The sequence below is a fragment of the Thiohalocapsa sp. genome (assembly GCF_019695415.1).
In the GTDB taxonomy this organism is placed as follows: Bacteria; Pseudomonadota; Gammaproteobacteria; order Chromatiales; family Chromatiaceae; genus Thiohalocapsa.
The window spans coordinates 1-3,529 of record NZ_JAIFKJ010000278.1; the positions used below are offsets into that span (position 1 = coordinate 1).

Genomic DNA, 3,529 nt, shown 5'->3' on the forward strand with positions numbered 1-3,529 from the left:
TGTCTGCTGTTACATTTTAGTACCACAGCTGTCTAAGTGTTCGTTATCTGATATTTTTATGAAAGTAACGGCACCACAGCGCTCTACACTCGCCCCCTCCTTCGGATGCGTAGGAGGTGTAAAAGGACCAGCCCGTAGCCTCCATGCTCCACGAGCACCGCAAAGGCCAGGGCCGGTCGGCCCGCCGGCGCGAAGCCCATGAACCAGCTGTGCGAGGCGCCGAAGGGGTTCTCCGCCGTGCCGGTCTTGCCGGCAATGGCGAGGCCGGGTGTCTCGATGCCGCGGCCGGTGCCCTCGGACACCGCCCGGCGCAGCATGGACCTGAGCTGGGCGGCGGTGCCCGACTGCATGAAGCGGCCTGCGGCAGCCGGCTGCTCGCTGGCAACCAGCCGCGGGCGCACGGCGACGCCGTCGTTGGCGACGGCCGCGGCGATGAGCGCCATCTGCGCCGGAGTGGCCAGCACCTTGCCCTGCCCGATGGACGCCTGGGCGAGCCCGTAGCGGTCCGAGTGCGCAATGCGGGGGATCCGCCCCGTGCGCATGAACTGCGCGCGGGTATCGCCGGCGCCGATACTGATGCGGCTGTTGAACAGGAAGCGCTCGGTGGTGGCGCGAAAGGCGTCGTGCCCCAGGTAAACGCCGAGCTGCGCGAAGAAGACGTTGGACGACTCCACCAGCGCGGTGGTGAGTCCGATGCGCCCGTGCCCACGCCAGGTGCGGCCGGCGCGGCGGGCCTCGTAGTACTCGTGGTCGCGGATCTTGCCGTAGTGCCCGGAGGTGGTCCAGCCGTCCGCCGGGCAGTCGATGCGCCCGCTAAAGCCGCGGTCCAGCGCGTCCGCAGCGAGCACCACCTTGAAGGTGGAGCCCGGCGGATAGAGTCCGGCGGTGGCCCGGTTCAGCAGCCTCGCCTGCGGGTCCGCGCGCAGAAAGAGGTTGGCATCCACGCGATTGGGATCAAAGGACGGCGTGCTCGCGAGCACGCGCACGGCGCCATCCTGCGGGCGCAGCATCACCACTGCACCGGCGCGCTCGCCGAGGCGCTCGACGGCAAGGCGCTGCAGCGCCGCATCCAGCGTGAGCGTCACGTCGTTGCCCTTGGGCCGCTTGCCTTGGGTCAGGATCTGACGCCCGAGCTCACCCCAGTCCTTGAGCGATTCAGGCTTGCCGCCGTTCAGCTCCACATTGGCGGCGGCCTCGATACCGGAGGCGCCGAACCGCGGATCCGCATAGCCCACCACATGCGCGAAGTCCGGGCCGAAGGGGTAGTAGCGCTCCGCCGAGGGACCTGCGTCCGTCTGCACTATGCGGCTCTCGGCGAGCACCGTGCCTGCAACGTCAAGAATCCGCCCGCGCTCGATCCAATGCGCCGGATTGAACTGGCGGCGGTCGTGCAGCTGCATGAAGGCGATGAACTCGGGCCGCGCCGTACCGGAGAGCTGCCAGGTAGCCTGATAAGCCAGCACTCCGGCAAAGGCGAGCACCGCCAGCACGCCCGCCGCGCCGAAGCCCGCCCGGGGCTTGGCCAGGTGCTTCAGGCCCACGGCGACACGCAGGTCCAGCATCTGCTTCAGCACGAAGGCTGCCGCGAGCAGGAAGACGACGTGCAAGCCGATACGCAGCGGCCCCCACGGGGCGGACTGGAAGAGGGTATTCAGGAGGTCCATTGTCGAGGCTGGATTGCCTGTTTGGCGTCTGGCGGGGAGCAGCGAGGCCGTCGATGAGGTTGGATTCCGGCGTGTCCGGGCTGAGTGCTAAGGGCTGGGTGCTGAAGTCTCCGGCCTGCCGGGCTGAGCGCCAGCTTAGGTCATCGAGACAGTGGCGGCGGTGAACGAGGGCTTGGCTTCATGGCGCCGGCCGCCAGCAGCCATGGAAGCTGAGCGGCACCACCTCCGGCAGGGCGAGCACGCAGACGGGCCCGTCAGCGAGCGCTGCGGCATCGAAGATCCAGACCTCACCGGCATCGGCGTTGCCGTCGTAGACCACGCTGAGCAGCCATAGCCGCTCCGGGTCCTCGGCATCCGGCACGACCACGGGCTCGGACGGATAGCGCCCATCGCCGAGATCCGCCTCGATAAAGTGGTCCGCTGTGTGGTCGTAACAGGCAAGGGTGTCGTAGCGCTCAGCGGTGGTGTCTGTGCCGGTGCGGTGAGCGGCCATATAGGTGCGCTGCCAGGGGCGGCCCATGTGCCCGGGTGGCACCATGGTGAACTCCACCGAGCGCGGACTCACTTGCGCGTGCTCTAGGACACGCGCCGTCTGCGGATCCAGGGTCATACGCCAGAGCGCCGCCTCCGCAGGCGTGGTGGTGCGCCCGTTGGCCACCTCCCGCAGATGCTGGTTGGTGCTGAAGTCGGGATAGCGGGCGTGGTCGAGCACGATCAACCCGCCATCCGTGCAGGCGCCGTTGCCGAAGTGCCATTGGTAAAAGGGTTCGGTCTCGCCGCGGGCGATCAGCTCCAGCGTCGCGCGGTCGAAAATGAGGATCTGGGTGCTGAGCTCCGGGCACCAGCGCATGGCCCCGCTGTAGGACTTGAGCCCCAGCAGGACAGGCAGCACCGAGATGCGCACCGGCGGCACCAGGAAGACCAGGTAGGGGCCCGCCATGACCCAGTCGTGAATCAACGGCACGGCGTCCAGATCCAGGTGCCCCTTCGCCAGCAGCCGGCCGTCGCGACCGCTGCGGTAGAGCATCAGCCGCGCCTTGGGGCCCGGGATGGCAACGCCGAAGTTGTAGATGTCGCCGGTCTCTGGGTCCTGCTTGGGATGCGCCGAGAAGGGCTCGCCGGATTCGAGTCGGCCGGCGGGGCCTGCCAGGTCAGCGAGCCCCAGGGTGTCGAGCGTCTCCAAATCCAGCGCATGCGGTCCGCCGCCCTCCCAGAGGGTCAGCAACCGGTCGGTGAGCGCGATGACCGAGGTATTGGCGGCATTCTTGAGCGGGCGGCGCCAATGGTTCCAGAGCGGTCCGGGCGCGGTCATGCCATAGTTGCCGTAGAGGAGCTTGCCCTGCTCTGTCTCGTGGCGGAAGCCGTCCGACTGGACGTAACGATAGGTGGCCTCCGCTGCGCCGTCTCGGAAGCGAGCGCGCAGCACGGCCCCGTCACCGTCGAACCAGTGGCCCACGTGCATGCCACCACGCTCCAGCCGGGCCGGCCCGTTGCGGTACAGGGTGCCGCGCAGCCCGGCGGGGACTGCGCCATGGGAGGGCGCGAGCGGTGTGGTCGCAAACTCCCGCGCTGGGCGGGCGACGGAGCCGGACCAGAGGCGGGGTTGGTCGGTGGTCATGCTGGGCTCTGCGGTGTTGGGCTGATAGGGGCGCGCAACAGCATACCGGGGAAGGAAGTTTGAAGTTTGAAGTGAGAACTTTGAACCTAGAAAGAGCAGTTGACCGCTTCGGAGCGCACGCACATGCCTGTGCCGGTTGCGATTGCGACACACTCTGTACGTCACCCGCCGGGTGAAGGTCGCTACGGCCGTCATGGCACGCCCCGCGGGGCGCCTGGCTGCGTTACAACTCCTCGGAATAGAACGA

Annotated in this window: 2 protein-coding genes; both read right to left on the reverse strand. The window is 68.0% G+C overall.

Translation table 11 applies throughout. From position 1 onward, the window contains the following. Positions 1 to 83: 83 nt before the first annotated feature. Positions 84 to 1,664 (reverse strand): penicillin-binding protein 2, encoded by a 1,581-nt coding sequence (locus I6U14_RS07970; RefSeq protein WP_296898294.1) that lies wholly within the window; start codon positions 1,662 to 1,664, stop codon positions 84 to 86. 178 nt (positions 1,665 to 1,842) lie between these two features. Continuing rightward, complete coding sequence (locus I6U14_RS07975; protein WP_296898296.1) at positions 1,843 to 3,282, reverse strand: carotenoid oxygenase family protein; 1,440 nt, start codon at positions 3,280 to 3,282, stop codon at positions 1,843 to 1,845. Positions 3,283 to 3,529 lie beyond the last annotated feature (247 nt).

Bases quoted from the DNA above. Each gene is read 5' to 3' on its own strand.
- I6U14_RS07970 (WP_296898294.1), bottom strand. From the start codon at position 1,664: ATGGACCTCCTGAATACCCTCTTCCAGTCCGCCCCGTGGGGGCCGCTG.
- I6U14_RS07975 (WP_296898296.1), bottom strand. From the start codon at position 3,282: ATGACCACCGACCAACCCCGCCTCTGGTCCGGCTCCGTCGCCCGCCCA.